General features: G+C 44.1%; 5 protein-coding genes. All 5 read left to right on the top strand.

What is annotated here, in order from left to right:
* The first annotated feature begins 188 nt into the window (after positions 1-188).
* Positions 189-446, top strand: a complete 258-nt coding sequence (locus A3766_RS16175) for a DUF2282 domain-containing protein (protein ID WP_068515949.1) — start codon at positions 189-191, stop codon at positions 444-446.
* 33 nt (positions 447-479) lie between these two features.
* Positions 480-1,388 carry a DUF692 domain-containing protein gene (locus A3766_RS16170; RefSeq protein ID WP_231882908.1) on the top strand — a complete coding sequence of 303 codons (909 nt, stop codon included), beginning with the start codon at positions 480-482 and terminating at the stop codon, positions 1,386-1,388.
* Positions 1,388-2,185 (top strand): DUF2063 domain-containing protein, encoded by a 798-nt coding sequence (locus tag A3766_RS16165; RefSeq protein WP_068552662.1) that lies wholly within the window; start codon positions 1,388-1,390, stop codon positions 2,183-2,185. The genes A3766_RS16170 and A3766_RS16165 overlap by 1 nt, the downstream gene beginning before the upstream one ends.
* A gap of 31 nt (positions 2,186-2,216) precedes the next feature.
* Positions 2,217-2,438 carry a hypothetical protein gene (locus tag A3766_RS31240; protein WP_068552664.1) on the top strand — a complete coding sequence of 74 codons (222 nt, stop codon included), beginning with the start codon at positions 2,217-2,219 and terminating at the stop codon, positions 2,436-2,438.
* A gap of 258 nt (positions 2,439-2,696) precedes the next feature.
* On the top strand, positions 2,697-3,335 hold the full coding sequence (gene pdxH / locus A3766_RS16155) for a pyridoxamine 5'-phosphate oxidase (RefSeq protein ID WP_068515941.1): 639 nt from the start codon (positions 2,697-2,699) through the stop codon (positions 3,333-3,335).
* Positions 3,336-3,375: the final 40 nt, after the last annotated feature.

The raw sequence follows: 3,375 nt of genomic DNA, 5'->3' as shown, positions 1-3,375 counted from the left end.
TACCTCCATTTAATGTCTAATAACTAGAACAAAATTCCACTTCAACTAAAATAAATTTGCTAATTTCTGAACTTTTTAGATTGGCCTGGGTCTTTAACAATATCCCGATCACAAAATTCGGGAATTAATAATGAGCAACTACTTTAGTTAACCGTTACTTTTTAGATAAATTACACAGGGTTAAAACAATGAATAACGCAAAAATCTTAAGCAAATCAGCAATCGCAAGCATGGTCGCAATGGGTGTTATGGCTGCGTCAACTGACGCACTAGCAGGCAAGCCTGGTTTTGAAAAATGTCAGGGTATTGCTAAAGCCGGTATGAATGACTGTGGTACCTCAAAGCATAGTTGTGCTGGCCAAGCTGCTAAAGACGGTGACCCTGAGGAATGGGTATATGTTCCAGAAGGCACTTGTTCAAAAATTGTAAATGGTAAAGTGAAGTAAGTTACTTAGCACTTCTATCGGTGGCATTAACTGATGAATAACATCTTATCGCAGGGAATGCCAACCGATCATCCTGCTTCTCCTGAGCCACAAGCGCTTCAGGGTGCAGGTATAGGTTTACGTTCTGCACACTATCAAACGATTCTGAATTCACGCCCTGATATCCCCTGGTTTGAAGCACTAAGCGACAATTATATGAGCGACGGTGGTCAGCCTCTTGATTACCTGGAGCAGGTTCGGGATTTATACCCGGTTACCTTTCATGGTGTCGGCATGTCTTTAGGCTCAACTGATCCCTTAGATCAATCCTACCTCAAACGCTTAAAGTCACTTATAGAACGCTTTCAACCAACGCTGGTGTCTGATCACTTGTGTTGGGCTTCTTTTGATGGCGTACATGGTAATGAACTATTTCCCATGCCTTATACCATGGAGGCAATTAAGCATATCGTCTCACGAATTGACCAAGTTCAGAATTATCTGGGACGTCGTATATTGGTCGAAAATGTTTCGAGCTATTTAAGTTTTACAGTTGATGCGATGGCAGAAGTGCAGTTTTTGTCCGAGGTCGCCGAGCAGGCTGACTGCGATATTTTATGTGATGTGAATAATATCTATGTCAGCGCAATGAACCACAAATTTGATCCGCAAGAATACATTCGGGCTTTGCCTGTAAAACGCATAAAAGAAATGCACTTGGCGGGCTTCGAAGATCAGGGCACGCACTTGCTCGATACGCATGGCGCAAGAGTGCACGGACCGGTTTGGCAACTTTACCAAACAGCGTTGGAGCGATTTGGCCCTATTCCTACTTTGATTGAATGGGATACTGATATTCCGGATTTTTCCGTTCTGCAGGAAGAGCAGAGCAACGCAGCCCGCATGATGGCTCAGTGCTCAAAGTATTCCAGTCTTGCTTCTGCAGAGCAGGTATCCAGGTAATGAAGCTTGCGAACATTCATCAAGCCTTTATTTCAGGCATCTATAATCTAGAGACGGATATCAAGCCAGGGGCATTTATTCAAGCGGGTGAGAAGCTTGATCCTGAGCAGTGTTTAGCGATTTATCGCGGCAGTGTTTACGGCAACTTATGTTCTGCATTAGCAGATATTTATCCTGCCTTTTTGCAATGTGTTGGTGAGCAGTTTTTTCAGGCATTAGCACTGCGTTATGTTAAAGCACACCCTTCCGCGTCAGCGAGTCTGGACCACTATGGTGCCGAGTTTCCAGAATATGTTGGAGACTTTGAGGCACTTAAATCGCTCCCTTACGCTAAAGATTTGGCACAGCTTGAGTGGTATTGGCATTTGGCTTTTCACGCCAAAGATGAGCAGCCCCTTGACGCTATTCGCTTATCTGAAATTGATGAAGATCGATATGACAAGATAACTTTTTTGCTTCCAGCCAGTGCCCACTTACTTTCCTGCAACTATCCGATTAAAGAGATCCGTGATAAGTGCCTGGAAGATCGAGACAAAGCAGAAGGGAATGAAGATCAACCCTTGAATTTAGATTCCGGTTCGCGGCACTTGTTGGTATGGCGAGCGGCGCATTACCAGCTACGTGTCGATCAGCTATCCGACTTGGAATTCGAACTACTCTCTTCGATAAATAAAAAGAAAAACTTGGGAACTATTCTGCAAGAACTGCAGTCCAAGTATCCACTAGAAGAAATTAACCAAACACTTGCTTTGGCTGTTCAACGAGTTTGGTTTGTCGGCTTCACATTAGCCGAATAAATCGTTCCAAATTACCACATTAGGATTAAATATGAGTCAAGTCTCTACTGTTGCGTCGCTGTATTTAAATGCCACTCGCTGGGTGGATAAAAGCCAGATTATTATGATTATTGTCTTTCGTTTGTACTTGGCGAAAGTATTTTTTCTAGCTGGCTTATCGAAGGTAAAGAGTATGGATAGCACATTGATGCTGTTTGAATATGAATACGATGTGCCTTTGATTCCCTTTGATGTCGCCGCCTATTTGTCTTAAATATCGTTGCCGTTATCTCTTACCCGGATATTAGCCCAGGTGGTGTTAATGACCACTATTTCTGGGGCGCGATGCTCTTGGTTTTGGTGATGTATGGGCCTGGTAAAGCGTCACTTGATGCTTGGATCCAAAAGCGCTTTTTCGCGAATTTGGCATAGACACAAGATTTCTCTTCTCTCGCTTTTACTTAGCTTGTATTATCAAGATATTAGCCTCAATATTGGAGCTAAATCTGATTCAACAAGCTAGGAAGAGAGTATGGATATCGGTGACTATCGTCGCGAATATATGAGCCAGGGCCTGGACCGTGATGAATTACTTGATGACCCGTTCAAGCAGTTTGAACACTGGTTTCAACAGGCAAATGATGCAGACATACAAGATGCAAATGCCTTCAGTCTGGCGACAACAGATCTTGAAGTAGGCCCCTCCATTCGAACGGTATTACTGAAGTTATTTGATGAAAACGGCTTTGTTTTCTTCACTAACTACAACAGCCGAAAGTCTCAGCAGATTAAAGCCTACCCTCAAGTAGCGATGTTGTTCCCCTGGTTACCACTGAACCGTCAGGTGAAGGTGGAAGGACGTTGTGAAAAGATATCCAGTGCCGCTTCCTTGAAATATTTTGCAACCAGGCCGCGTGGCAGTCAGATTGGTGCTTGGTGTAGTGATCAGAGCGAAGTGATCGAGTCTCGTTCTTTTCTAGAACAAAAGTATCGTGAAGCGGCAGAGAAATTCAAATCCGGTTCGATTCCTTTACCTTCGTCATGGGGCGGCTATCGCATAGTGCCGGCTCGAATCGAATTTTGGCAAGGACGTGAAAATCGACTTCATGATCGTTTCCAATATACGCGTTTGCATGATGATAGTTGGTCGATCGAAAGGCTAGCGCCGTAGGCCGAGGGTGCTAACCCGCCAGCGAGCCGTGGAAGGGTCT

It is taken from the genome of Oleiphilus sp. HI0132 (genome assembly GCF_001635845.1).
Note: the sequence above shows the minus strand (reverse complement) of the source record. Positions and strands in the feature narration are given on the sequence as shown.

What these genes read in the sequence shown, in the direction of transcription:
- pdxH (WP_068515941.1), top strand. Translation starts at nt 2,697, where the DNA reads ATGGATATCGGTGACTATCGTCGCGAATATATGAGCCAGGGCCTGGAC.
- A3766_RS16175 (WP_068515949.1), top strand. Translation starts at nt 189, where the DNA reads ATGAATAACGCAAAAATCTTAAGCAAATCAGCAATCGCAAGCATGGTC.
- A3766_RS16170 (WP_231882908.1), top strand. Translation starts at nt 480, where the DNA reads ATGAATAACATCTTATCGCAGGGAATGCCAACCGATCATCCTGCTTCT.
- A3766_RS31240 (WP_068552664.1), top strand. Translation starts at nt 2,217, where the DNA reads ATGAGTCAAGTCTCTACTGTTGCGTCGCTGTATTTAAATGCCACTCGC.
- A3766_RS16165 (WP_068552662.1), top strand. Translation starts at nt 1,388, where the DNA reads ATGAAGCTTGCGAACATTCATCAAGCCTTTATTTCAGGCATCTATAAT.